The following is a 23629-nucleotide window of genomic DNA, read 5'->3' as shown; positions in this document are numbered from 1 at the left end:
GCACCTACCCAACCGGCGGCAACACGCGCGCCGCCTTTACGCTGTCGTTGATCCAAAGCAGGCGCGTCCCGTCGCGCGACCTGCGCACGGCGAGCGCCGCATCGTGCGCTGACCCAGCCGCATCGGCTTGGACGATGTTCGGAAGCAGGCTCTGGAGTCTTGGGAGGTCCGTCGCCGCTGCGGGATACGCATAATGCCGCTTGCCGGACGAGCCTGCATTCGCGAGATTCCGGCAGCGGAGCCAGGAGGAGATCGGCGCCGGAAGCGCGCCCTCGCTGGCGGACCGGACAAGTGTCCCTGCCTCGAAGCTGAACATCGCGGCGCGGCGAGTGACGTGGGCATGCGCGATCGCCGCCTGCCTGGAGAGCAACCTGGCTTCCCCTCCTCGGGTGGAGACCACGTAGACATCGTGATCACGGTCGGCGACGCTTTTCCAGCGGACCAGGCGCACCGGCTCGCGGTCTTCGTCGCGGGCCGTGACGAAATGGCCGCGCTTCCATGACCAAAAGGAAGCCGGAGCATAGAACTCGTGGCTGATCGGCGTCCGGACGAACGACGCCGGCGCTTTACCTGCCACCTTCGGCGAGTCCACCATCCAACGAAGGCGCGCGGCAAGCTCGTCGGGCTGCACGGAGGCCGCACCGAGGAGCGGCGGAGACCAACGCGCCACCCCGCCCGATCGGAACGGCTGGCCGCCCATGGCTGCGACGGCCTCCCTGAAGTCCTCGGCCAGACGCGCGCCGACGCAGCCATCGACGACGACAAGTCCGGCCGCGGGCGGTCCCAGCGGCGCGATGGTCGGCCGGCGCAGCATCCAAGTGCGCCCCTTCCATCCTGGCTTCAGGATCGGCTCGATCATGGCCGCCTCCTGAAGGCTCCGCAGAACGTCCCATGGGCTGGCTTCGCCGGAGAGGATGTCGGAGAGCATCGGCACGAGCTCGGCCTCCGACCAGCCGGACGATCCTCCACCCGCGTATACGGCCTCGATGAGGTCATCGAGCGCGGGGTGGATGTCGCTCCATCCCCGAGGCGGTGAGGCGACCTTATCCTGCATGGCGACGACATCGCTCCATTCCGGGACCGATGCGCCCTTTGCCTCGCCTATCGAACGGTGAACGTGCGCGTCGCGAACGAAAGTGAGGCTGCGAGACCAAGACGGAGATGTGCCGGTCGCGTCGGCGGCCGATTGCACCACGTACGTCCCATGGAGGGCGCGTTCGCTCCGGATCGCATAGGTCCCGGGAGACTTCTCCCCGCATGAGACCGAGAGGTCAGCCGCGCCGCCGCGAGGCGCGATCGACAGGCCACATGCATCGGCAGCAACGTTCGGCAGAACCCGAGGCCTGCCAAGCCACTCGCCGGCGCTGCGCACTCCGCCGAACACCCGCACGCTCCTGATCTGCTCTCCCGCCGACGGAAGCTTGATCACGGCGCTGATGACGTCGTGCGCTTTGCCGGACGGCACGATGCGCGTGAGGGCCCAATCGCCGCTCTGCTCCAGCACCCCCAGCTTCGCGCCGATCTTGCCAGCGACCCGCGGCGACAGGCCTACGATGACCTTGCTGGGTCCGTCGGCGAGAGACGGCATCGCTTCCCAGCGGGCATGCCCAGTCTGATGGAAGAAGACCACGCCGAGATCGATGGCATGCGTCAGATCGTGTCCCTCCACGGCGGCGCATGCGACAAGAGCCTTGGCGAGCGTTGCGTGAGACCCGAGCCCGCGGCCGGTCGTCAGGTCGGAGACCAAGAACGACCAGAGATCGTCCTCGTCGTGGACCATCTCGAGCAAGAGCTCGAACGTCGACGACGTCTTCCTGCCCAAGCTGATTGCCTGAACCAGACGCCAGAAGCGATGATCGGACAGCGCGCGATGCCCGGCGAGATAGCTGCGCGCGAAATCGCTGTAAGCCGATTTCAGATATGCGGACGACTTGGAGCCGTCGGCGACGCGCCTGAAGCGGTCCAGGAAGTCGAGCGGGCTGGACAGCGCGTCGCGGTTTTCGGAAAGGAAGCTCTGGACCACCTGCTTGTCTTTCCTGGAAGGAAAAGACATGTGCACCGAGTATCCGATCTGCGTTCGCCATTCATCTTCGGGCGGCAGGTCGAGCACGCGGAAAGGCGATCCTCTCGCCGCCCTGTCCTTGAGCCAGGCGTCGAGGTCCAGCCACATGCGGTTGATGCCGGGAAGGTGCGGGAAGGCGCGGTCCAATTTGAGAAACGAGGCCAGCTTGGGCCGGAACGCGTGGCCGCTCGCGTCGGGATCGATCATTCCCTCGACCAGCATCGTAAGCGCCAAATATGCGAAGCAGCCCGGAATCTCGTCGCCCGAATATCTGCGATATTCTCCACGCTGCAGCGCCTTTACGAGCGCATCCTGCTTGTCCGCCAAAGTCGAACGGAAGGCCTCGATCACCCGTTCCCGATCCGTGTGTTTTTGGCCGACCGCCTCCGTCAGGGTGTAGTCCGTGACTTCGAAAGATCGGAGCGGCGAAGCGTCTCCCTGGCCGATAGACAAGAAGTGGCGCGTTAGAGCGATCTCCCATTCCAGATACGTGCATGGGAGGGCCACCGTCATTTTCAGATGCGAAGCTCCAGCTGGCCGCGACGGCTTCTTTGGTCGGCCCCTCGCGCAGTCTGCTTGGGCCTGGACGCCTCGGCCCCGCCAGACTTCTTGATCGAACGCAGCAGCGGCGTCAGGAGCTTTCCGCGCAGGAACGAGACGACAGGCACCGCCACGCCGTCGCCGATGACCCTGAATGCGTACTCGTAGACTTCAGGCAGTCGGTAGCTGGCCTTCAATCCCATCAGCGAAGCCGCCTCCGAGGGCGCAAGGAGGCGCGTCCGCACGTTGCCGCCCCTGACGACGATGACGCGGGGCCGCGATCCGCCGCCTTTGGGCGTCCGGAGGCAACCGGCCAGACCTCGGAAGCAGATCTCGGTCCGCTGAACGGTCTTGCCGCGCGAGGGCCGCATCCGCAGCGAGAGCGTTCCGACCATGCGCTTGCCGGAGTTCCTAGCCTCAGCCAGTTTCTTCTTGTGCGCGTCCGACATCATCGCCAGGAGGCGCTTCGTCTCCGCCGGCGTATGCCATTCGACGCCGACGGGCTTGTTCTTGACGATCTTGTTCAGGGTCTTCTTCAGTTCGGGCGGCGCGCCGAGATTGAGCCACATCCACTGCTCGCGGCACTGGCCTGAGAGCTTGCCGACGGCCTTCACCAAAGGATCCGGGTGCCAGATCGGGTGCGGTTCGTCGCGAACGAGCGCGTCAGCAACCTTCGCGGTCTTTGAAACGGCGACGATGAAGACCCTCTGTCGTGACTGCGGAACGAAGTGTCGAGCGTCCACCACGGCGGCGCCGGCGCGCATTCCCAACCGGTCGAGCGCGGCGATGACCGCCTTGAATTCCTCGCCGCCGTTGATGGTCAGGAGCCCGACGACGTTCTCCAGCACGACGATGCGGGGCAGGCGGCCGTTCGCCTTCAATTTTTTCATGAGGTCGATGAACGCCCAGAACGTTCCGGATCGCGTTCGATCGCGGCCATTCGCTTGGCCGAGCCCCAGTCCGTTGCCCGCAGTCGAGAGATCCTGACAAGGAAACGAAGCCCACGCCAGGTCGGCGCGCCGCCCGAGGTCGGCGGCTTCGACCTTATGAATATCGTCCTCCAGGATTTCCTTTTCGCCCCAATTGTCCGAGTAGACTTGGACCTTCAAAGGATCGAAGTCGTTCGCGAACTGGCATTTCCACCGGCCCCCGAGTCCGGCGCGCACCATTCCTCCGCCTGCGAAGAACTCAAGATAGCTTGGCACCTTAGATGGCCCTCCAGCCCACGGCGGCCATCATGAATCCGGACGCCGCAAGACGCCAGGCGGCTACAATCCGCTCGGGTCTGCCGGTCGCTTCCAAAATGCCCATGCCCCTACCTCAGCCTCAGGCCGGCTTCCTTCCCTCCTATTTCGCCGTTGGAACCGCAGGGGTGTGATGTCCTCCCTGATGCTCAGCGCTCCGCGCATGACGTTCGTCGGCAATGTAGAAGTCGAGAAAATGACCCAGCCAAATTGATCTCGCTGCTTTCTAGGAGCTCCGAGTGCCCGCGAAAGCAGCAGAATCGTCGCATGGGTTGAATCGTCCCGCAAGCGCAATCGTTTTTACTTTAGTCGCGCGCGAACACATTCCGTTCCACTATCCCAGCCAAACGGGCTGGACTCCAATGTTCATGATATGTTCTAGTTCGGCATGACCGATCGCCCCGCCAGCTGGCGCTTGCCGACCCCCAAGCAGATGGAGAAGATGGCCGCCGAAGTTGCGGTCGGCAGGCGCGTCCCCACAGTGCCTCCCGTCGGTCCGGCGGACCCGATGCCAGCTGAATATTGGGACGCTTTGCTGCGGGACGCCGGCGCCGACGCCAGGCAGGCCGACCCCGGCATCCGGACGCGGCGACTTGCCGATGTCCCGCAGCACCTGCTGCGGGTCGGCTGCCGGCGCTGCGGGCGGACCGTCGAGATCCAGAAGGCCGACGCGGTCCGGCTGTACGGTGCGGCGGCGCTCTGGCGTGACGTCGGCCAGCGTCTGCTGGACAACACGTGCGGCCAGCGGACCGGGCGTCACGAAGAGGATGGGTGCTGGCCGGACTTTGGCGGCATGTAGTTCGCTGGCGGGACGGCCATGGCCCCTAAATACCACCCGACCCCACTCTCCGGAGGCGACCGCAAGGCGCTGCAGAAGGAATTGGGGAAGGCCCGCGCGATGACTTCGATCCTCGCGGGCCAGTCCGCCGAAGCCCGGGCCAAAGGCGAGGCTCTGATCCGGACCGCGGACAAGCTGCTGTGCGAATCATGGAACGAGCGGATGTGGAGCGACGGCCGGCCCATCGACCCGTCTCCCTCGATCGACCAAGCGGTGAACGGGGGCTACCCGTGGCTCGAGATCGAATGCTCGCGGTGCAAGACCAAGCGGGACGTCGACCTGGCCGCGCTGCGCCATCCGCCGACGACCTTCGTGCACGACCTGGCGAGCCGGCTCCGCTGCAGCAAGTGCGCCAAGGTCAATCGCCGCCCGCCGGCCACGCTGCTACAGTTGGCACAGCGCGCTCGCCAGGCCGCTGCGGAGACCTGACGATGTGCAACCTCTATTCAATCACCACCAATCAAGCCGCCATCAGCGCGCTGTTCCGCGTGGTCAACCGCTACGTCGGCAACCTCGCGCCGATGCCGGGCGTCTTTCCGGACTACAAGGCGCCGATCGTTCGCAGCGGACGAGACGGCCGCGAGCTTGCAACCGCGCGGTGGGGCATGCCTTCGTCGTCCAAGGCGCTGATGGATGCCACCAAGAAGCGCGCCGAGAAGCACCAAGCCAAGGGCAAGGAGGTCGATTTCAAGGAATTGCTCCGGATGGAGCCCGACGGCGGCACGACCAACATCCGCAACGTGAAGAGCAAACATTGGGCGCGCTGGCTGGGTCCGGAGCACCGCTGCATCGTCCCGTTCAACTCGTTCAGTGAGTTCAACAAGCCCGAGGGCGGCGACGTCTGGTTCGCGCTCGACGAGACCCGGTCGCTCGCTTGCTTCGCCGGCATCTGGACGAACTGGACGTCTGTCCGGAAGGTCAAGGAAGGCGAGACCACGAACGACCTCTACGCGTTCCTCACGACGGAGCCGAACGCCGAGGTCGGCGCCATCCACCCGAAGGCGATGCCCGTGATCCTGACGACGCCCGACGAGGTCGAGACCTGGATGACCGCGCCGGCGGAGGAAGCGCTGAAGCTGCAGCGGCCGCTGCCGGACGGCGCGCTGCGGATCGTCGCACGTGGCACGAAGGAAGACCCGGCGCCGGCGACTTGATCGACGAGGAAACGCCGCCTCCTCACGAAGGATGGGCGTACTTTTTCAATTTCGACAGATACGCACAAGATCGCCGAGTGCGAGCAGGTCGCTGCGACTTCTATGAGCCGCCCGGATAAGCGTGGCCGCCTTCTTCTCGATGCTACGCTTCTCCGCCGGTGAAAGCTTGAAGGAACGGTCTCCTATCACTATCGAGCGCATCCGATAGGCGAATTGGATGCTGGATTCGGACAATTCCAGAAGTCCGCCTTCCCAGACCCTGAATATTCCTCGAAATTTCGGCCTTCTGGAATTGATGAAGGAGCAGTCGATCAGCCACGCGCCCGCCGGCATCTTGCGCCAGCCTTCGTACGTCGTCAGCGTGCTCGATTTCGCCAGGAGACCGTCCTCGAACTGCTCGGTCTCCTTCTTCGCTCTCCATTTCTTCTGCTCCGCCGACGCTTCGCGGGAAAGATAGCTGTCGTAGATCGCAAGGAAAATCCGCTCGTCGCGAAAGATCGACGGATCTTCCGCGTAGGCGCCGAAAAGCGTCTTGCTCTTCACCGAGAGCACCTTCGTAGCCTTGGCCCGGGCCCGCCACTTGAGGTCCGCCTCATCGAGCAAAATCTTTGTAATGGGCTTCGCCTGCTTCCACAGCGCATCGAAGCGCTCGCCGGCGCGGCGGACTTGATCCTGCTGGTCGAACAGAACGTTGACTTCCCGCCAACCCTTCGCGACGTCGGCACCGACCACTAGACCGTTGGCGGACGCATTCGAGGAGCCGACGACGACGCCTGTCGGCGACCAGTAGAGTTTCGCGTGAAGTTGGGCGTGAGTCTTGATCCTGAACTTCTTCGAAGCCCGAAGCTTGCGGATCTCCGCCGGATTGCAGGCTCCAGACTCCAGATTGCAGATGACGCGGCCCCTCTTTGCGCTCGACAAGCGCAGCATCTTCGAGGCGCCTTTCCCCCAAAACGCGACGGCGAGCCGAAGATCGGAGCATCCCTTCGCCATCTTGCGGACGGGAGCGATGACGCTCTTCTCGTCGAGGAGTCGGGTCGAAGCCGCCTGGGTCATGCGCGCGCAACCTCTGCCATTTGCTGCGTAAAATCTCGACGCCCAAGTGACATCAAAAGAGGTTCCCATAGTTCGTGAGCGGGCGGGGACACGTCAAGGGCACGCCGCTATAGCCCAATAACGTTCTGCACAGGTCCTGCGGAACAGGTGGACAAACTCGAGCCCTCCCGATTTCGAATCCCTGGCTTGTGCTAACGGCCGGGAACGGGCCGGCGGGCGGAAGGATTCGTCACGGCAGGAGCGATTGTCGATGCTGATGACGATGGAACGACGGCCGGCGATCCGGACGCTGCGCGGATGGGCGATCGGCGTGCTGCAGGAGTCAGGCGCTATCCACGAATGCGAGGAGCACGGCTGGATGCAGGATCGCGCCGACCCGCATGCGCGCGACCGCGCCTTCGCCGCCGCTCGTCACGATCCGCCGGCCGGGATCTCTCCTGATGAATCTCTTGCAGAAATTCGCGACGTCCTCGATTCGATGGGGGACACCTGCCCGGAGTGCCCGCCCGACTCGGCAAGGTAACTTCGCAGGCTCTTGCGCTGCCCCTGCATCCTCCAGTAGCACCAACGTCAAGCAACATTGTGCGAACCGTCTGCGCCACCGGCCCGACGATTCGGCGCCGGGGGCGACATGGCCAAGAAGCGGAATCTCTCCGATGCCGAGATCGGCATCGTGAAGGCGATGCTCCGTAAGGGGTGGCGGAACGACGTCATCCACTTTCACTTCAACAAGCCGGACCGGTTGATCAGCTCCGGACGCATCACCCAGATCAAGAAAGGGGTGTACGGGGCATCCGTCGAGGAAGCCCAGCCCGAAGAGCTCGAGGCCTTCCTTGCCGCCCGGCAAGATCCGGATGCCAAGTCGCCTCCTGCTCCGTCTCCGGTCGACATCCGAATTCTTCGCTCCCTGTTCGTCCGCGAAACCGGCACGTGGCGGCTGGTCGGCGGCGAGACCGACCGCATCGAGTGCAAGGCAGGTTTCCGGCTTCAGCCGGAGGATCGGTTCTCGAAGGCACTGCGCGCGATCGCGGGCTTGGCCAACAACAAGGGCGGCTATCTCCTGTTTGGCGTCACCGACGCGACTTATCATGCGGATGGGCTTTCGGACGACATCTTCACGAAGTCGGACATCTCGCTCCTCAACAGAATCCTGGCCGGCGCCCTCGATCCCGTTCCTCACATCACGAAGGGCCTCATCGAGCTCGGCGGCAAGCAGGTCGGCGTGCTTTACGTGGAGAAGCACGACCATGGGCCCGTCATCGCCATCAAGAACGTCGGCCAGGACGTGAAGGAAGGTGGGATCTATTTCCGGTACGTCGGCGAGACCCGCCTGATCAAGCCGGGAGAGCTCAGGCAGATCATCGCCGCGCGTGAGCAGCGGGCGGTCGCCGAGTTCAGCGCCCGCATGAACCGCGTCGCAATCGGCAAGGAAGCGACGATCGATCTGGACTCCGGCGAAGTCGCCGGCACCAGCGGCAAATTCCTCATCGACAAATCCCTGCTCCCGAGCATCCAGTTCGTGCGCGAGGGCGAGTTCGACGAGAAAAAGGGGGCGCCGGCACTCAGGCTGATCGGCGACGTCGAGCCCGTTTCGGAAGTGGAAAGGGAGCGAACGAGAATCATCCGCGAAAACGTGACCCCCGACGCGGTCGTCCGCAACTTCCTGCGGAACGAAAAGGTCGCGGAGCCCATGCAGTACATCCACTTTCAGGCTCACGCCCAACGCAAATGGTTTCCGGTGTGGTTCTATATCGACCAGACGCAGTCGACGGCCGACCAGGTCGCCGAGGATCTGCGCAAGCAAGTCGCGACCTACCCGTCGTCGCGCGACGCGCTCGTCGATAGGCTCGCCGGAAAGGACGCTGCCTTCCGTCAATCCACCGGGAAGGCCGAAGCCTTGCGCGCGAAGCTGGCGCGCGGCGAGATCGCGGCGCCGGCCGACGTTGACGAGGATGTAGTCTTCGCCGGCGCTGTGCAGGCTCTGCCTACGACAGCGAAGCCGAAGGACCTCGAAAGCATCAGAAAAATCCTGCTCGACTGCCTGGATCGGGCCCAGGGAGCGGACCCCCGAAGCAGCAATCGTCGCGGGTCAATCTACCGGGCCGCCTGCCGGCTCGACGAATTGCTCTACTCGAAGAAGTAGCGAGCGCTACGCCGACTTCCGATGCGGTCTGGCTGCGGGCTTCTTCGCCGCCACCTCCTTCGCCGGCTTCTTACCTTGGATCGGTCGGGTTCGATTACACAAGCTCGGGAGGGTGTGGCGGCCGCTTCATCGTTGCGTCCAGCGTCAGAGTCGAGATCAGCGAGCCGGCAGTGAGTCAAGGCGTTTTCGGGGGTCCAGATATCGATTCCAGGGCTTCGACGTCCGTAGCTGCGTTCCTGCCGACGACAGGCCCATCGGGCCGGTCCAGCGACCTCGCTTGAACGATTATGAGGGGATCCTCATTTATATGGCCCGGGCAGTGTTCACCACTGCCTGCTGCGGGAGCGATCCGTTGTACGGCCGAAAAACCAAACCGATCCGGGAGACTTTCTGGCGCTTCAGGGTCCGGGACCCGTTTCTGTCGAGCGCCAGCTGATGGGCTACGTCAACGCGCGCGACGTCAACTCGTTCGCCGACATAGCCCACGTCTATGGGCTGCCGTCCACCGAAGGGTATGCCGCAAATCTGCTGGCCTCTCTCCCTCTCCAGGAGACCGTGATCCTCTGCGCGCGGCTCAACGCGATCGTCTCCGGAATCGGAATCGCAACCATGGAGCGCCGCAACAGAGCCGCGATGTCGTTCATCGCGTTGCCGAAGGAGGAACAGAGGATTCTGAGCTTCACCGGACCGCGCGGCGGACACCGAACGCATGCGGTATTCTTCCGGGGCCAGCTTCTGCATCTGATGCGTCTGGCCGTGAGGCACTGCTCTCCGGGGCCCCGTCCCGACTTTTACGAAGCCGCCAAGAATCGAGCGCAGTTTCTCAAGGCGGCGCTCGTCGCGAGCGCGCTGTGGACCGAGCGCACGATGGCGTCCCGGAATTTCGCGCGAGTGACCGAGGACACCGTCGAAGATCACATGGGATATCTGCGGAAAGTCATCGAGGAAACCAACCCTGCGCCGAACGTGGTCAACACGATCGGACGCGGATGGCTGCTGTTCGCGGAGCATTTCCCGAAGCACTACCCGGAGTTCGAAGATGAATTCCGGGAGGCGACCAGGATGACGTTCGACCAATATTCGACCTGCGTCTCCGGCCTCATGTCCTACATCATGGTCGGAAACGAACTCGAAGGCCGGGTCTTCAAGATCAACACGGTCGGGGCCGCTACCACGTACAGAGGCGTGTTTCCGGATTATCTCGCGCTGGATAGCCAGACGCCGGAGCAGTTCGCGCAGGCCAGCCAGGGGAGCCAGGCCGAGTTCGAAAAGGCGATGTGGCAAAGGCCGATCATCCTCTTTCCCGACGGGGCATCGGTCATCATCGATCCGGTCTTCTATTCCGCGAAGCTCTCGATCGGGCCTCTGTTTTTCCTGCTGCGCGATCACCCGGAGCGCGGAAGGGCGGTCTTCCACGCGTTCGGCTTGGCGTTCGAGGACTATGCGAATGCCATCGTCGGGCGCATGTTCGGCAACGCCAGGCTCAATCTCGAGAAGGCCAACGGCAAGAAGACGGAGTTCGAGGTCGATGCCGTTGCCGGCGAGGCGGCCGCCATCCTCGTGTTCGAGGCCAAAGCCAAGTTTCTCAAGGAGGAGCTCGTCTCCGGCAACGAGTACGCCGACTTCGTGGGCCACCTGCGAGAGAAGTACATCAGTAAGGGAAACGCCGTCTGGCAACTCGCGAAGAGCACCGGCGCAATCTCGAAGCGCGATTGGCCAGAGCTTCCGGACGAATTCGCGAGCCCCACCGAAATCTATCCGATCGTGGTGGCACACGATCTGCGCCTGGACAGCCCCGGCACAGGTGTCTTCTTCCGCAAGGAGATGAGAAAGCTGCTCGATGGTGATGCCGGCCAGAGCGTCAGGCCGCTGATCGTCATGACCATCCAGGATCTGGAGAACCTGGAAGGCGGGGTGGCGTCCGGCGCCATTTCGCTTGCACGGCTGCTGTCCGACTACGTGAAGGAGATCCGAGACGTGGACCCACTGTGCTCGCTTCACAATTTCATCGCGCACTCGGAATACTCGAGACGGATGAAGCCGAGCCCGGTCGTGTTGGGGAAGTCGCTCGAAACGGCGGATCGAGCCAGAGCAGTCCTGTTTCCGAAAGATGGCGCCGGGTCCGGAGCGCAGTCGTGAGGCACGCAGTTAGGTGATTTCCGGCACGGCGCGAACGCGGGGCTCAGGGTGGCGGACGGCCCCCTTAGGCGCCCCCCGATGTCGATTTTCAGGGAATCGGCGTCTGGAGCGGCATTTTTGCCGACGGCATGGCGTCTCCGGTGGGGTCTGGCTGATCGAGTCCATGGCTCCAGCATGAGCTCGGGCACCCCAGCAGCATCCGTCACCCCAGGCCCAGCGCCCCCACCCACGAAGAGGACTCAAAAGATCCCGACCGTCCACCGGCGAACCGAGCGAGCCAACCTGCTGGGGCTCACGATGTTCTGCAAAATTCCTCATCCGTGTTCTGCAAAATACGATATTTTAGATTTAGCAGAACAGAATGCGCGTCCGGAGGCTTCCCGGTAGCCATCGCCCATCCCGAACCCGCGAGGAGATGAGCATGACCACCGAGACCCCCTTGAGCAGATTGATGAACGACGCTCTCGCCGCCGTCGCCCACCCCGGACAGACCTTGACCAGGGTCTGCGACATGTTGCGACCCAAGTCAGGCTACAAGCTTCCGGCCGGCCGCAAACTGACCGACGATCAGGCCGCGGCGGCGGCCTTGGTCGTGACGCGGATCGCGGATCGGCTTGGCCTCTCTTGCTCCGCGATTTGCCAGACAGCCAACATCGCGCGCGATCCGAAAAACTTCTACCGCTTCCACCTGACGCGTGAAGAGCGCGAGTCAGGGCAGACGAGATTCGCTGCGGGGCGCTTCAACAAGACTCTCGTCCGATACAGAGACCTGGTCGTCGCCGCGGCGGCGCTTGCGGAATGCGATCAGCTTCCGCTCCTCGATGAGCTTGCCGTCGCCGTGCAAGATTTCCTCGAGCCGTACGTCCCCTTGGCGCGGCGCGACGAGTTCGAGGAGCTCGCCGAAGGCCTAGCCGAGATCGGCCGATATCTCTCGAGGCCAAGGAAAGCCGCCGACGGAACGATTATCGACCTGAGCCGGCTTTGGGCCGCTTGCGATCAGCGCCGCCTGGAATTCGACGAGCCGACGGGGCAGCTCGAATATCGTGGGGAAGATCCGGAGTTCAGCTGGTATCTCACCTGGCCGCGCATCTTCTTGTTTCCCCGCGTCGTCGGACATGCCGAGGTGGAGTGCAGCGAGAACGACGGCTCCGACATCCTAGAGCACACGCTGCAATCGCTGAAGAACCGGTCTCGGCCGATCGGCAAGGTCAAGGCTAAGCTCTGCTACGCGGTGCACTTGGCGGTCGGTCCGTCGCGTGCACGCGGTAGGGCAAAAGCGTTGTTGCTTCTGGAATCCTGGACCTTGCTTGCGTCCGGGCCGCGATCGACGAGCGATAAGGGCTGGCCTAATCCGGCGGCGGGAATCTGGTGCCCGGGCTTCCCCTTCTCGGCGTCGAGCGGCACCGACGAGCACGGGACGTTCGATTTCATCGCTACGGGTCCGACGAGTCCCACGTGCCCGGAGTTTCGAGATTGGTTCGACGGTGCGGATTTCGAGGATCCGATGGTTTGCGAGCAGACCATGCGGGCGGTCGACATCACCCCGGAAATTCTCGAGCTGATGCTGCGACATGAAAGCTCGCCGCCCGGCTGGGACTTCTTCGGTCGCTGGTCCGGCCGCAGCGCGCTGCCGTCCTCGGTCGAGATGCCGGGCGGCGTTCCGTCGGAGAGCCTGCTCGACAGATTGCGTGACGCTCTCTACCGCGACGACGAAAAGGCACTGGACGGCCAACTTTTAACGTCCGCTGCGCCCATGATGAATGCGCTCGATCGCTTGCTGGAGAGCTCCGATGACGAAATGACGCGTCGGAGAGCGACCTTCATGCGTCGGATGCGGTCATGACGAGGACCGCGAGCAAAGAGCAAACGCCCCGGCCGTTCAGCCTGCTCCACGAGGTCGGCGCGCGCACGTTGATGCTTGTTGTCGCATTTGTCTTCCCGCGAAGCGAATGCGCGGCTCGTCGCCAAGAGATCGGGTCGCTGGCGTGTTTTGATGCCGTCGAGCAATCTATCGGAGAGTAGCAGCGTCACGACGTTGACGTTCCGCAGCGCGCTCCGCAGCTCGTTTCCGGACTTCCTCCACACGCTGCGGGGTCATGTTCGTCCATCCTTTGAGATGAAACTTCGTGACCGCCTCGCGCCAGGCGGCGAACAGGGAGGGGTCGGTGACCGCCAAGTCGGTGGAGGCGTCGTCGAAGGCCAGCCGCGCCACTTCTGACAGCAGGTCCCAATCTCTCGCCACTGCGACATCGGCCATCTCTCCGCGCAGCAGCACGTCCAGAGCCTCCGCGTAAAGTGTCCGGACGGTGCGTGCGGGAGGCGCTTCCACGTGGGGGTGGGCGTCCAAGGAGGCGAGTTTGGCGGTGACGGCGGCCAGACCGCAGTCGTCGCGGGCGGCCACGGCCAGCGGGCGTCGATCATCGAAGTCGCAGTGAGGCCTCGTGAGCCACGCGCGGGCGATGGTTTCGTCGCCGAACACGGAGACGGCGACGGAGGTGATCTTCTCTCGACGGCTGCGTTTCTCTTCGGCGAGCGAGGGATCGACCGGGTCCGCTTCCGCCCGCTCGCGATGGTCCTCGATCAGGACGGCCACCATTTGCGTTGCGGATGCCGTGGTCGAGCCCGTAAGTCTGCGGCCGCTGCCGGGGTCGGTGACGGCGACGGCGGTCATTCCGCCGTCGGTTGTCGCGATCTCCACTTGATAGATTTCGGGCGGCTCTAGCGGTGACGGAGGCGTCATGATCGGACCCGCGTGGGGATGGCTTGCGTACCGGCTCGGGGCCGCTCTCGCTCACCGTGGCGCGGTCGATGGCGCCGGGACGGTCAAAGCTTCTTCGATCGAAATGGCCTGGATGATGCGCTCGCCAATGGCTTCGAGTTCGTCGGCGTTGAGGTCGGCGAGACGCCGCTCGATGTCGGCGGGATCGGCACCGAACTTCTGCTGAAGCTGCTTTGCGATCAGCTTGCCGAAGCTTTTGGCGCGCTCACGATCGAGGCCTTCCTTGATGAGCGGGCTTTTGTTGACATCGATGGAAATATTCATCTTCTTCCACTCCTCCGCGACGGTCCGGCCGGCATCGCGCAACTCGGAGAACACGGTGAGCAGGGCTCCGGCATCTCTAATTTCGTGATCCGTCTTGGCGACTTCCGAAATGCGCCGCACGATCTTCTGGATCATATACCGTTCGGGGCCGTTTCGGAACAGGACCGCAACGCAAGCCCGGTCGCGACCGCGCGCCAGGCTTGCGGACTGGCGCGCCTGACCCACGGTAGCTACAGTCCGCGTACAATTGCACGTTGTCGGGTTTTAGACATGGATTTCGATGACCTGATCGTCGAGCGGCCACCGACCGCCGGAGCGCCGGCCGATCGGCCAGATCGGCACTTCTACGAAGGCGCCGTCATGTTGGCCTATGCCATGCACCTATTCCGGACGGAGCCGGTCCGCGAAGTGAGGATCCACCCCGACGGGCAGCACGCGCAGCAAATCGACTTCCCAGGGTGGCTGGAGAAGCGTGGTTTCCGCAGGATAGCAACGGCCCGCAGCGCGTTCGCCGGCACGTTCGAGGACGCCGATGGGCGGCGCATCGTTATCCATCCGCAGTCCGGACTGAGCGACGTCACCGCCGAAGCCAACGGGGTCACGATCGAAGCCGAATGCAAAGGCGGCACCATCGAGACCCGCCATCCGGGCCGGCTTTCGAAGCTGGACAAAGGCCTTTGCGAGATCGTCGGCAGATTGATGATGAGGGCACCCGGCACCCGCCAGGTCGCGGTCATGCCGGCAACCGAGGTGACGCGCCGGGTCGGGCGCAAACTGGCGCCCCGCTGCGCCGCCTCCGGCATCCGCATCGCGCTGGTCGGCGACCGCGGAGAGGTCGAGGACGTGGAGGCCTAGCGCGTGGGGTATTTCAATCAGGGAGCCCTCGACGAGCTGGCCGCCGGTCTCGCCGAATTGCCGCCGCAACTGCGCGCGCCGACGCCTCGGTGAATCCTACGCCTAGAGGTCAGTACCTTGCCTCGTCGTCAGGGGCGCGCACCTGTCTTGCAATCAAGACTGTGATGGACCTCGCAGAACGCTCCAGGCGAATCCTTGGCGTGGAGGGCGTCTGGTTGGCAGTCATTCGTCGCGATTCGTCCAATCGCGTTCTAGTTGATAGCATGTCGAGCCTGCCAACCGGAGGGGCCCGCATGAACTCCGACCGCCAGTATGCCGTGGCCTCGTTGCTCTTCGACTTCGTGAAAAGCCCATCGCTGCGGCATCTGCGCGATCCGCACAGCGTGCACAAGCTTGCCCGGGACATCGTGAACGCGATCGATCGAGCGGGCTCGATCTGGAGCAAGTGGGAAGCTGAGCGGGAGGAAGTGGCGAAGGCTGCTGCTCCGTGCTGGATTCCGATAGAAGACCTGCTTGCCTCTCTCAATAATTTGCCCGGTCCGACGCTGACCAAGACGGACGTGGAGCAGCGTTTGCGCGCGATCTGGGAGGAGCCCTACACGACCTATCCCAACGAAGACCTCAAGGATGGTTGTCTGGCGCTGTATCGCTCGGAAAAGGCGCAAGGTACCGAGATGCGCGCCATCATCGGAATGCTTCAGGAACATCTGGAGCGGGAGGACGAAAGGCTCCGGCGAGAGCAGGAGGAGCGATATCGCAAGCTGAAAGAAGAGGAGCGTGCAAAGCTAGAACAGCGCTTTCTCTCCGGAGCGGATTGCGGTTGGACTTCAATCGATAGCTCTGCCTCGTTTTATTGCCGTCGCAACGGTCGGACCTTCCGTATCGTGCAGGGCAAGGATAAGCGCTGGACGCTTTTTCGCGTTGAAACGATCGAAGACGAAGGGGTATTGCTGGGCCTTTACCAGGGGCGAGGCGACGCGAACAAAGCATTGAAAACGATTGCGTACGCAAATGAGCGACGATGATGTCATGCCGCCGACGCGGCCGCGCGCCGTGGTGTGCGGCTTCTGCGGGCATCCGTACATCCAGCCTTGCACCGCGGAGACGGAGGCCGTCTGCCCTAATATGATCTGGCTGCGCGGGGCAGCCCAACAATCGATCCGGCATCACTACGTTCCGCAGTTCTATTCGAGGCGCTGGGCCGGAGACGACGGCCGGATCTGCGAGTTCAGCCGCCCCTACAAAAAGATCCATCACCAGCGCGTCTACCCGAAACAAACGGGCTTCAAGGACAGGCTGTACGAAAAGAAAGGCGTTCCCAAATCGATCGCGCAGCAGGTCGAGGACGAGTTCATGAGCCCTGTCGACAATTTCGCGGCGAAAGCCCTCGACATGATCGAGGCTAACGTCGACAAGGTAAAGAACGATGCCGAACAGACGTCGGCTTGGTCGCTCTTCCTGATCACGCTCATGACTCGGATGCCCGAGGACTTGGCCGCTCTCACGGAGATACTGGAAGACGACTGGAAGCGGGACCTTACGCTGCTGAAGCAGAAATACGCCTCCAACCGTAAGCCGGACGATCCCGAGACGATTGAGGAGTTTATCGAGAAGAGAGATCCCGACCACATGGCCCGTTGGGTCATGAACGTTGCGCCTGAACTGATGGATCATGAAGGCATTGGCCAGGCGCTCAACCGAATGCGCTGGTCCGTTGTGACCACGCCAGACGACGCGCCGCCGTTCCTTTCGTCCGACAGGCCCCTCCACATGTCCAAGACGTTCAGCGAACCCGGTTGCTACCTGACCTTGCCCATCGGGCCCCATCGGCTGTTCCTAGCGACCAATACCGAGGAAGTGGAGCGGAGCTTCAAAAGCAAGCCTTCCAAGGATTTGGTTCAGGAGGTCAACGCCAGGGTCGTCAAGCAGGCGGTCAAGTACGTCTATGGGGTCGACGATTCGGAGCGGGAATTTGTCGACCAGCTGATATCCAGCGACCGCCCTCCATCGCTTCTGGAGAGATTGCGGGACCGGCGAAGGCAGAAGTACGCGAGCCAGGAGGGCGAACGAGGAAGCGTGGGTGCTTCGGCGAGCGACCAAGCGAAAGGCACACCATGACTGTCTGGACTTACATCGCGCTCGGCGTGGCCGATCTGGCTCTGCTCGGCGGGCTCGTCGGTGCTATCTTATACTTGCGGCACAAACACCCCGGTCACGTATTCACCATCTGGTACGCGTTCTGGCTGATGTTCACGCTGTTTTCCGGCCTTTTTTTCTATGTGTGGGCGCATTCGGAGACCATAGCCGGCTCCGCCATGAGCGGGGCTGCGCCGCTCGGCGGCTTCATCGTCTGGTTTCAGAATACTTCGATGGATTTCCGCGACGAACGATATCTGATCGCGTCGATCTACATCGCCGTCCTGCTTCCGCAACTCATGAGTTACCTCGTCAGCGGCATCTTCGGATGTGCAAACCGTCTGATCCTGGTCGAATGGATAACCGCAGCCGTCACCTGGCTCGTCATCAAGTTTCTTGCCGTTCTGTCCGGCATTCTCATGGCCCAGGCGGTCGCGGCGCTCTACGCCGCTCCATACCTGCACCCTGCGGACCTCCCGAAGAAATTGCTTCAATCCATAATGATGATCTCGCTGTCTTTCGTCATCGCTGGCATTTTTTACTTTACCTATGAGTACCGCTTCAAACGCTTGCTGGTTACCATCCGCAGGCCGTTCAAGCCGCTCACGCGCTACATGGCGAGTTATGCGGCCTCGGCAGAGGCCCGAGCAGCCAAGAAGATGCGGTATGCTTGGCTGCGCAAGCGCGCGCGGAAGCTGGCGAGCGGAGTTCTCTGGAACTAGGACGTCCGCGAAATCGGGCCGAACATTGGTCCGGCCCTGTGCGAAGCCAGATCCGGGCCGGCGATTGCGGAGAGTGAAGGCGCGTGCGATGCCCGAGCGTTTCGCCTGGACCGATCCTTGACAATCGGCGTCCGTCATCCATTCTGTCCGGGTACCGGCTTGTCCAGCCGGGCCGTCCACATTGGCGAAGCCTTCGGGGCAGGACAGACTAATCGCAAACAAACTCTCAATGGACATCCTTTTCTAGGGCGCCTTGAGGCCAAGTGGACTTGTCTCGCCATATCGCGCGCCCGCGATGAGGACTGTCATGCGCTTCCATTTTCCCAATCTCGACCGACCCAAAAAGGCCGCGAAACGCGTTGCCCGGCTGCTCGGAGATCGCCTACCGCTGTCGAAGGTTCAGAACGGCCTCGCTACGGTGCTCGGCTATCGCGACTGGCACGAACTGGAGTTTGCCCACTCCGCCCAGCCGCCAGTGCCGCTGGACCAAGATCTTTCCCGCGGGGACTTCCGCAGCCGCAGCGCCGACCTGACGTTGAAGCTCGCCCGGGCTCTCGACATCACGGCCGGGGAGGCGCTGTACGTCCTATTGGCGTCCAGACTGACCGGTGACGCCGGCACCATCGAGGATCAGTTCGCGATCCGCCTGCAGTGCTGGAAGGCAACAGGCGATTGGCCCGTTTCTGGAATGGCGGGGACCACTGTTCGTTTCCGAGGGAGCTTCGCCGGACCCCGGCGCCTTGCCATGCTGACGGCCGACTTCGGCCGTGGGCGCGATTCCCCGGTGCAGATCATCACCGATAATCGCTGTGGGATCTGCACGCGCGAGGAGATCTCCATTCCTCGTGATCCGCTGCCGCCGTTTCTGCCGCACCGGCTCTACTTCGTCTACGGCGCCTGGACGGAGCCGGACGGCAGCAAGGTCCTGTTCTCGCGAGATTACGCTCCGCTCTGGCGCCTGCGCGACGGACAGCGACCGCAGCAGGTCCCATCGACAGACTGGATCAAGCACCAAGATGAAACGTGGTTCTGGGAAGATGCCACCGCACCGTGGGAGGATCGGCATCGCCAGGCCGAGGAAGAGGCCCGCCTGAAGTCGTTCGGTATCACCGGATTGCCGCTGCTGATCGACCTGTTGCCGCTGATGGTCACGTCCGTGGGCAACGTTCGGATGCCTGCGGGAGTCCTGAGGGATCTCCAGCTACGGGAGAAATCAGGTCCGCCGCGGCTCATGATGGCGTAGTGAGCAAATCTTCCGGGCGACCACCGTGTTGCTCGCCCGGAAGCCTCGCGTCCTGGGAACTTCGGGCCGGGTCCTCGAGGGTTAAGATCGCGATTTCCATTATAGGAAGGCGGACCTTGTCCGGGCGCCAAGAGGTCTGCCAGGATCGTAAAAATATTTTCGGCTTTGGCGCCGGAATCCCCCGGGCAAAGTCTGCCGATTTCTAAATACAACGATCCCCAATTCCTGGGGTCCTTCCCAAGGCCTGACCGGAACCTGAGGACGATATCAACGGTCCCAAGAAGGATACCCATGAACACTCAAGACACCACCGAAACCACGCCGCCCAGCCAGACCGACTTCTCGATCCGGTCTTTCCTCCGGGAGCGCCAGGCACTGCTGGTCCATTTCTCGACGCTGATGAGCAACCACCCCGGCCTAGTCTTTCCTGACGACCTTCGGCAGGCGGCCGGTCTGGCCGACGTCCCGCTCTCCTTCAGCACGATCATGGCCGGCGATGTCGGGCCATATCAGCATCCCGACATGCACCCCGCGGACCCGAATGCCGGTGGCAGCATCGGCATCATTGTCGATATCCCTTCGAACGACTCCGTTGTCACCGTTGGGGCCAACGACGACGGCACCTCGTTCAACCCGTCAACCGGCGAAATCATATCGGGCGGCTACGCTCCTACCTCGGAAAGCTGCGCACGGAGCATCGACGAGCGCAGAACCAGCAACGAGTGGCTCGTTCGCGGCTACCGCACGGTCGGAATATTCGCCTTCGGCCCGATCCTCGTCAGGCATTTCTTCGGCGGCGAGGGAGAAGTCGACAGAGACGCCGCCTTCGCCTGTTTTCCGCAATTTCGGATATTCTCCGTGCACGGTGGGCAGTTCGTGGAATTCAACCGCGAGACCAGAAGGTGGAGCCCGGTATCGTACGACACGATCATGAGCGCGGGCCCGCGCGCGGCAGTTCCGGTCGATGCCGGCGATGGCACCTCAGCTGGTGAAGCCCAATAGGGCAGGCCGCGGCAAAGAAACCGGTAGGCTGGTCCCAGCCGCAGGTGCCGCGTAGTGATGGTACCACGAAGAGCCAATGTAAGGTGCGCCAATAAACGTAGATAGTAGAATGACTTAGATGTAGATCGAATTACATCGACTCGCCGTTATCCTGAAAGCCCGCGGTTTCGACTCGCCGTTATTGCGGAATCCGACTCACTACGGATTCAAGAACCCCCGGTTTTATTGAGTCCGGACGACTCGCTCTTACCTTGGCGGGATAGCTCGCGCCCGACATCGAGCGCGAAAACGAGGCTCGCTCCATTGGCCAGCAGCACCTCGGTGAAGCCGCCGGTGGAGGCGCCGACGTCGAGGCAGACGTGATCCTCGATCTCGATCGCATAGCGCTCCAGCGCACCGGCGAGCTTGACGCCGCCACGCGAGACATAAGGATGCGCCGGCTCAGCCTGGAGCACCGCGTCCTCTGCGATGGTCTCGGAGGGCTTTGCAACCAGTTTGTCGTTGGCGGTGACGAGCCCGGCCTCGATCGCCGCGCGCGCCCGCGCCCGGCTCTCGAACAGGCCGCGCTCGACCAGCAAAACATCCGCGCGCTTGCGGGGAGGGGACATCAGGCTCTCCGGGAACGTTATTCGAGCATGATCTTTCCGGAAAACCGCTGCACACTTTTCCGGATCATGCTCTAGCGCTTATGTAGCGATAAGTCGCGCGGCCGCCATCCGGACGCAAGTCTCGAACGCGGCGAGATCGTGCCAGACGTCGATGGGCATCTCGGCTGGCGTTACCAGCGGGCAGCCGTGCAGCTCCAGTGCGTGGATCATCATGAGATTGTCGACCAGGCCAAAATCCTCGATCGTCAACCCCTGCGCATCGACCAGGCGGCCGTCCTCGGTGGTGATATCCATGAAGCGGCCGACACGGTCGGCATAGACGGCGGGGTCGTTGGAATAGGCGAGGCACAGCTTGCCGCGGCCGGCCATGTAGCCCAGCTCGTAGACGGTGCCGGGATCCGCGCCCGCGCCGCGGAAGGGTGTGAGATTGGCGATGACGGCATCGGCCACATCCATCATCGCCTCGTTGGCGGCGAAGATCTGCCGCGAACCATCGGGTGCAGTGAGATCAATCGCACTGTCGAGGGGATAAAGGCCGTCGAGCCCGTGCGCGGCGCAGATCGCAGCCTTGCGACGCCCGATCTCGACCGCATCCGGCAGGAACACGTCGGGGCCTGCCAGATAGATTTTCATGCGATCACCAAATGAGAGCGATGTCGGCGGTGCAACACCTCTCCCATAGGGAGAGGTCGGCGCGAAGCGCCGGGTGAGGGGTTGCGCGCACTCGTGGGACCTCTAGACCCCTCACCCGGATTGCTATCGCAATCCGACCTCTCCCTACGGGAGAGGTGAGGGGGCCGCGTCCGGTCGACAATCAGGCGAGCTTGACCGTCTCGGTCTTCACGTCCTTGCCGAGCGCCTCGAACACCTTGGCGACGATGCCCTTGGCATCGAGACCGGCGCGGCCGTACATCGCGGCCGGCGTGTCGTGGTCGAGGAACACGTCGGGCAGCACCATCGAGCGGAACCGCACCGCGCCGCTGTCGAGCACGCCCTGGTCGGTCAGGAACTGCGCGACATGCGAGCCGAAGCCGCCGACCGAGCCTTCCTCGATCGTGATCAGGATCTCGTGTTCGCGGGCGAGCTTGAGCACCAGGTCGGTGTCGAGCGGCTTCATGAAGCGCGCATCGGCGATCGTGGTGGAGAGGCCGTGCGCGGCGAGCTCGTCGGCCGCCTTCTCGCAATCGGCAAGGCGGGTGCCGAAGGAGAGCAGGGCGATCTTGGTGCCCTGACGGACGACGCGGCCCTTGCCGATCTCGAGGGGAATGCCGACCTCGGGCATCTCGACGCCGCGGCCTTCGCCGCGCGGATAGCGCAGCGCGCTCGGACGGTCGTTGATCGCAACCTGGGTTGCGACCATGTGCACCATTTCAGCCTCGTCCGCGGCTGCCATGATCACCATGTTCGGCAGACAGCCGAGATAGGCGCTGTCGAACGAGCCCGCATGCGTGGCGCCGTCGGCGCCGACGAGGCCGGCGCGGTCGATGGCGAAGCGCACCGGCAGGCTCTGGATCGCGACGTCATGCACGACCTGGTCGTAGCCGCGTTGCAGGAAGGTCGAGTAGATCGCGCAGAACGGCTTGTATCCTTCGGTGGCGAGGCCGGCGGCAAACGTCACCGCGTGCTGCTCGGCGATACCGACGTCGAAGGTCCTGTTGGGGAACGCCTTGTTGAAGATGTCGACGCCGGTGCCGGACGGCATCGCCGCGGTGATGGCGACGATCTTGTCGTCCTTCTGGGCTTCCTTGACCAGGCTCTGGCCGAACACGTTCTGGTAGGCCGGCGCATTCGGTTTGGCCTTGGCCTGCGTGCCGGTCGCGACGTCGAACTTGACGACGGCGTGATATTTGTCGGCGGAAGCTTCCGCCGGGCCGTAGCCCTTGCCCTTCTGGGTCACGACGTGGACCAGGATCGGGCCGGTCTCCATGTCGCGGACGTTCTTCAGGACCGGCAGCAGATGGTCGAGGTTATGCCCGTCGATCGGGCCGACATAATAGAAGCCGAGCTCCTCGAACAGCGTGCCGCCGTCCATCATGAAGCCGCGGGAGTATTCCTCGACGCGGTTGGCGCGGTTGGCGATGATCTTGGGCAGGCGCTTGTTGATCTGCTTGGCCGCCTCGCGCAGCGTGCGGTAGGTCTTGCCGGAGTAGAGCCGCGACAGATACGCGCTCATCGCGCCGACCGGCGGAGCGATCGACATGTCGTTGTCGTTGAGGATGACGATCAGGCGGGAGTTCATCGCGCCCGCATTGTTCATCGCCTCATAGGCCATGCCCGCCGACATCGAGCCGTCGCCGATGACGGCGATCACGTTGTTCTTGCCGCCGGAGAGGTCGCGCGCGACGGCCATGCCGAGGCCGGCCGAGATCGAGGTCGAGGAGTGTGCCGCACCGAACGGATCGTAGTCGCTTTCGCTGCGTTTGGTGAAGCCGGAGAGGCCGCCGCCGGTGCGCAAGGTGCGGATGCGGTCGCGCCGCCCGGTCAGGATCTTGTGCGGATAGGCCTGGTGGCCGACGTCCCAGATCAGCCGGTCGCGCGGCGTATCGAAGATGTAATGGATCGCGGTGGTGAGCTCGACCACGCCGAGGCCCGCGCCGAAGTGACCGCCGGTCACGGAAACGGCGTCGATGGTCTCCTGCCGCAACTCGTCGGCGACCTGGCGGACTTGCTCGATCTTGAGCTTGCGCAAGTCATCCGGCGTGCGGATGGTGTCGAGAAGCGGCGTCTTGCTGTATGCGTTCACGGCGATTTCCAATTTTAAGGGCCGGACGACCGTCCGGCGCGAGATGGGTATGCACAATATTGGCGCAGCGCGAGCCCTGACTGTCGGAGCCACCTGCGCGG

20 protein-coding genes and 1 pseudogene are annotated in these 23629 nt (G+C 63.3%); 13 read left to right on the top strand and 8 right to left on the bottom strand.

What is annotated here, in order from left to right; all coding sequences use genetic code 11:
* Positions 1-4: 4 nt before the first annotated feature.
* Positions 5-2575, bottom strand: coding sequence for a hypothetical protein (locus NLM33_RS15945; RefSeq protein WP_254096956.1), 2571 nt, complete (start codon positions 2573-2575; stop codon positions 5-7).
* A gap of 2 nt (positions 2576-2577) precedes the next feature.
* Entirely contained in the window at positions 2578-3807 is a 1230-nt protein-coding gene (locus NLM33_RS15940) for a DNA cytosine methyltransferase (protein ID WP_254096955.1), read from the bottom strand.
* A 427-nt stretch (positions 3808-4234) separates the two neighbouring features.
* On the opposite strand from NLM33_RS15940, the gene NLM33_RS15935 reads away from it, so the two are divergent.
* Genes NLM33_RS15935 through NLM33_RS15925 form a run of 3 tightly spaced genes read left to right on the top strand, consistent with a single transcriptional unit; the run spans position 4235 to position 5838 of the window.
* Positions 4235-4645, top strand: a complete 411-nt coding sequence (locus NLM33_RS15935) for a hypothetical protein (RefSeq protein WP_254096954.1) — start codon at positions 4235-4237, stop codon at positions 4643-4645.
* An 18-nt stretch (positions 4646-4663) separates the two neighbouring features.
* Positions 4664-5113 (top strand): hypothetical protein, encoded by a 450-nt coding sequence (locus NLM33_RS15930; protein WP_254096953.1) that lies wholly within the window; start codon positions 4664-4666, stop codon positions 5111-5113.
* A 2-nt stretch (positions 5114-5115) separates the two neighbouring features.
* Entirely contained in the window at positions 5116-5838 is a 723-nt protein-coding gene (locus tag NLM33_RS15925; protein WP_254096952.1) for an SOS response-associated peptidase, read from the top strand.
* A 45-nt stretch (positions 5839-5883) separates the two neighbouring features.
* Here the strand turns inward: NLM33_RS15925 and NLM33_RS15920 are convergent, their stop codons facing one another.
* Complete coding sequence (locus tag NLM33_RS15920) at positions 5884-6894, bottom strand: phospholipase D family protein (protein ID WP_254096951.1); 1011 nt, start codon at positions 6892-6894, stop codon at positions 5884-5886.
* Positions 6895-7144: 250 nt separating this feature from the next.
* Between NLM33_RS15920 and NLM33_RS15915 the strand changes: the two genes are divergently transcribed.
* From NLM33_RS15915 to NLM33_RS15900, 4 genes are all read left to right on the top strand, one after another.
* Positions 7145-7417 carry a hypothetical protein gene (locus NLM33_RS15915; RefSeq protein WP_254096950.1) on the top strand — a complete coding sequence of 91 codons (273 nt, stop codon included), beginning with the start codon at positions 7145-7147 and terminating at the stop codon, positions 7415-7417.
* A 108-nt stretch (positions 7418-7525) separates the two neighbouring features.
* A complete protein-coding gene (locus tag NLM33_RS15910) occupies positions 7526-9037 on the top strand; it encodes a helix-turn-helix domain-containing protein (protein WP_254096949.1) in 1512 nt (503 codons plus the stop codon).
* A 435-nt stretch (positions 9038-9472) separates the two neighbouring features.
* Entirely contained in the window at positions 9473-11176 is a 1704-nt protein-coding gene (locus NLM33_RS15905) for a hypothetical protein (RefSeq protein ID WP_254096948.1), read from the top strand.
* 421 nt (positions 11177-11597) lie between these two features.
* The gene (locus tag NLM33_RS15900; protein ID WP_254096947.1) at positions 11598-13019 is read left to right on the top strand and encodes a hypothetical protein; all 1422 of its coding nucleotides are present in this window, start codon (positions 11598-11600) and stop codon (positions 13017-13019) included.
* Between the two features lie 165 nt (positions 13020-13184).
* Here the strand turns inward: NLM33_RS15900 and NLM33_RS15895 are convergent, their stop codons facing one another.
* Both NLM33_RS15895 and NLM33_RS15890 read right to left on the bottom strand, forming a co-directional pair.
* On the bottom strand, positions 13185-13847 hold the full coding sequence (locus NLM33_RS15895; RefSeq protein WP_254096946.1) for an antitoxin Xre/MbcA/ParS toxin-binding domain-containing protein: 663 nt from the start codon (positions 13845-13847) through the stop codon (positions 13185-13187).
* A 120-nt stretch (positions 13848-13967) separates the two neighbouring features.
* Positions 13968-14354 (bottom strand): DUF4351 domain-containing protein, encoded by a 387-nt coding sequence (locus tag NLM33_RS15890; RefSeq protein WP_254096945.1) that lies wholly within the window; start codon positions 14352-14354, stop codon positions 13968-13970.
* A gap of 135 nt (positions 14355-14489) precedes the next feature.
* Here NLM33_RS15890 and NLM33_RS15885 point away from each other — a divergent pair, with 135 nt between their 5' ends.
* The 6 genes from NLM33_RS15885 to NLM33_RS15860 all read left to right on the top strand — a co-directional run bounded on the left by NLM33_RS15885 (position 14490) and on the right by NLM33_RS15860 (position 20177).
* Positions 14490-15074 carry a hypothetical protein gene (locus NLM33_RS15885; RefSeq protein WP_254096944.1) on the top strand — a complete coding sequence of 195 codons (585 nt, stop codon included), beginning with the start codon at positions 14490-14492 and terminating at the stop codon, positions 15072-15074.
* A 293-nt stretch (positions 15075-15367) separates the two neighbouring features.
* Positions 15368-16099 (top strand): hypothetical protein, encoded by a 732-nt coding sequence (locus tag NLM33_RS15880; protein WP_254096943.1) that lies wholly within the window; start codon positions 15368-15370, stop codon positions 16097-16099.
* Positions 16086-17192 carry a DUF4238 domain-containing protein gene (locus NLM33_RS15875; RefSeq protein ID WP_254096942.1) on the top strand — a complete coding sequence of 369 codons (1107 nt, stop codon included), beginning with the start codon at positions 16086-16088 and terminating at the stop codon, positions 17190-17192. Before NLM33_RS15880 ends, NLM33_RS15875 begins: the two co-directional genes overlap by 14 nt.
* A 26-nt stretch (positions 17193-17218) precedes the next feature.
* Positions 17219-17932, top strand: coding sequence for a hypothetical protein (locus NLM33_RS15870; RefSeq protein WP_254096941.1), 714 nt, complete (start codon positions 17219-17221; stop codon positions 17930-17932).
* A 307-nt stretch (positions 17933-18239) separates the two neighbouring features.
* Positions 18240-19175, top strand: coding sequence for a hypothetical protein (locus tag NLM33_RS15865; protein WP_254096940.1), 936 nt, complete (start codon positions 18240-18242; stop codon positions 19173-19175).
* A 291-nt stretch (positions 19176-19466) separates the two neighbouring features.
* A complete protein-coding gene (locus NLM33_RS15860; RefSeq protein WP_254096939.1) occupies positions 19467-20177 on the top strand; it encodes a hypothetical protein in 711 nt (236 codons plus the stop codon).
* A gap of 269 nt (positions 20178-20446) precedes the next feature.
* Here NLM33_RS15860 and NLM33_RS15855 read toward each other — a convergent pair.
* From NLM33_RS15855 to dxs, 3 genes and pseudogenes are all read right to left on the bottom strand, one after another.
* A pseudogene (locus NLM33_RS15855) lies at positions 20447-20785 on the bottom strand (SAM-dependent methyltransferase); the annotation flags it as partial.
* A 78-nt stretch (positions 20786-20863) separates the two neighbouring features.
* Positions 20864-21418 carry a nucleoside 2-deoxyribosyltransferase gene (locus NLM33_RS15850; protein WP_254096938.1) on the bottom strand — a complete coding sequence of 185 codons (555 nt, stop codon included), beginning with the start codon at positions 21416-21418 and terminating at the stop codon, positions 20864-20866.
* 181 nt (positions 21419-21599) lie between these two features.
* A complete protein-coding gene (gene dxs / locus NLM33_RS15845; protein ID WP_254096937.1) occupies positions 21600-23528 on the bottom strand; it encodes a 1-deoxy-D-xylulose-5-phosphate synthase in 1929 nt (642 codons plus the stop codon).
* Positions 23529-23629 lie beyond the last annotated feature (101 nt).

It is taken from the genome of Bradyrhizobium sp. CCGUVB1N3 (assembly GCF_024199925.1).
Taxonomy (GTDB): Bacteria; Pseudomonadota; Alphaproteobacteria; order Rhizobiales; family Xanthobacteraceae; genus Bradyrhizobium.
The sequence above is the reverse complement of the archived record's forward strand: the minus strand, read 5'-3'. Positions and strand labels throughout refer to the sequence as shown.